The 619-nt window shown below is 53.4% G+C and carries 1 protein-coding gene; it reads left to right on the top strand.

Annotation, left to right across the window (positions count from 1 at the left end; translation table 11 throughout):
• On the top strand, nt 1-290 hold a 290-nt coding region (locus A3730_RS08245), incomplete at its 5' end, for a copper resistance protein NlpE N-terminal domain-containing protein (protein WP_197477371.1).
• Between the last annotated feature and the right edge of the window lie 329 nt (nt 291-619).

Below are 619 nucleotides of genomic sequence, written 5' to 3'. Positions count from 1 at the left end.
CCACCCTGACCCTGTACCGCGATCAGCACGACAGCCCTACCCGATTCGAGCTGCGTGAAGAGTACATGAGCGGCTCCACCGTGAAACNGAATGCCGTGGAACGGGGTAACTGGGCATCGCGCAAATACCAGGAAGGCGTTACCCAGGAAGATGTCTACACCATCAACCCAGAGGCCGATGACGACACCCAACGCCAATATCTCAAGGACGCGGTCAATGCCATCGAGCAACTGGACCAGTCCGGCAACCGGATTGAATCGAACCTGAATTACCGTTTGCTCAGCAAATAATCCGTATCGATGGGACGAAAAAGGCGCTTCGGCGCCTTTTTCGTTCCCGCTCCCCCTCGCAGCCCTTTTACCTGCGGCACTTTGCCGCTACCTGTGAATACATCCCAAATAGGAATGACTTGCATTAAGAAGGTAAAACTCTTAGTATTGCGAACCCTATTCAACCCTTGACGCTCATGTAATTGCCGCGCGCCACCCTGTGATTTCCTGTCATCGGGCTTCCATTATTACGCGGTAGACTACATAAGCCTTTGTGTACCCAAGACCGGGCACCTGATCATTTGCCCATAGCTGGAGTTTTCCATGCCCCCAATTTCCCTGCACTTGCC

This window comes from Alcanivorax sp. HI0044, assembly GCF_001634945.1.
Note: the sequence above shows the minus strand (reverse complement) of the source record. Positions and strands in the feature narration are given on the sequence as shown.